This is a genomic window from Spiroplasma endosymbiont of Megaselia nigra, assembly GCF_003987485.1.
GTDB lineage: Bacteria > Bacillota_I > Bacilli_A > Mycoplasmatales > Mycoplasmataceae > Spiroplasma.
The window spans coordinates 1-1498 of the sequence record NZ_RCOO01000236.1 but is presented as its reverse complement, the minus strand read 5'-3'; the positions used below and the strand labels follow the sequence as shown (position 1 = coordinate 1498).

The window sequence follows — 1498 nt, the reverse complement described above, 5'->3', positions numbered from 1 at the left end:
AAATACAATTTAAAGATGCTGTTTTAAAAGCTGTTAAAACAGTAGATAATTCTTTAACTGAAAATGATTATGATTACTTTATTGAAGCCAAAGGTGAAGATTGACCAATTGATATTACAAATGATAAAACAGTTGCGGTGCAAATTGAAGGCAAAAACAACGCCACTGGTCAAACAAACGCCATTGATGTTAAAATTAAAAATTCTTAAGTACTAAAAAATAGTACTTTTTCTCATTTTATAAACTATGCCAATTGGAACAAGCAAAACTGCGCTAATTTATCCTGTTAAAAAAACACCAACTAGATTATCAATTAAACAACAACAAAAAAGTTTTAGTTTACAATTACTAGAATTTTTAGGAATTCAAGTATTAGCCCTTGGTTTATCGGTTTTAACAGGTGGAATTGCTTCTGCTATTGGATTAGGAGCAGGATTATCTAATTTTGCGGCAACATTTATTTCATTTGGAGTAGAAACAGAAACCGATTTTGCCGTAAATCAAATATACGATAAATTAACATCATAAGTTACAACAAAAAGTACTGCCTTAAATTTGTTACCAGCAATTGGCGGTATTGGTAAATTAACGCGTGCTGCTCGAACAACTAGAATTTTAAAATTAGCAAAAGAAAATAAACTACTTGAAAAATTAGGCGTGATAACTGCTAATAATTTATAAGATGTTGTAAGACACGTCACGGGTAAAAAGATTTTATCTGATAAATTAATATTTGATTTTACAAAGCAAGCTAATGATGAAACTTTATTATATACGATTGGAAAATTAGCCCGCAATGATTTTTATAAAGGTTTTAAGGGTTCTAATTTTGAAACAATTAATAGTTTATTAAAAATTGAAAAAAACATTCAAAAAATAAGCCCTAAGTTGGTTCAAAAAATACCCCACATAAATGAAAAAAATGCTAATAAATTACTGTCTGAATACGGATTAAATATTGATAAAATAAGCAAAATAAATACCGATGAATGATATAACATTATGGCTAATCTTCATAAAAAAGGTGTTGGTAAAAACCTACTATTAAATGCTAATTTAATGCGTAGTAGCAAAATATATCATAATAAATTATTAAATATCTTACAAAAAACGCCAATTAAATTAAATAAAGTTTTAAATCATTTAAACCCTAATTTTTATATTCAAAAAGTAACTAAAAAATTATTAGCCCCAATTGAAAAACAAATAATTACAATTAAACAAAAAGTAATTAATAAAATTACTGATAAAACTAAAAAAATATTGTCTAAATTTGAAAGAAAGGCCATTCAAAAAGGCCAATTTTTACCTTTTGCTTATGGTTCTGATGTTTTTTTAGCAGTAAAAATTATTCCTTTAGCAGTTGCGGGTGAAGTTGCTTTAACAATATATTATAAAGATCCTAAATATGCCCCTATTGTCGTTATGACAACTTTAATCAAAGCAGAACAGTTTGTTTTGGCTCCTGAACCGTTTAAATTCTATATGAACAGTGAAT

Annotated in this window: 4 protein-coding genes; all 4 read left to right on the top strand. The window is 27.0% G+C overall.

Annotated elements, in window-relative coordinates; genetic code table 4:
* Positions 1-209: hypothetical protein (locus tag D9R21_RS07560; RefSeq protein WP_158613964.1), on the top strand; the 209-nt coding region annotated here is incomplete at its 5' end.
* 37 nt (positions 210-246) lie between these two features.
* Entirely contained in the window at positions 247-528 is a 282-nt protein-coding gene (locus D9R21_RS06410; protein ID WP_126821535.1) for a hypothetical protein, read from the top strand.
* Between the two features lie 27 nt (positions 529-555).
* Positions 556-681, top strand: a complete 126-nt coding sequence (locus D9R21_RS08595) for a hypothetical protein (protein WP_255416637.1) — start codon at positions 556-558, stop codon at positions 679-681.
* A gap of 207 nt (positions 682-888) precedes the next feature.
* Positions 889-1498, top strand: a 610-nt coding sequence (locus D9R21_RS06405) for a hypothetical protein (RefSeq protein ID WP_148108873.1), incomplete at its 3' end; no start/stop codon positions are given.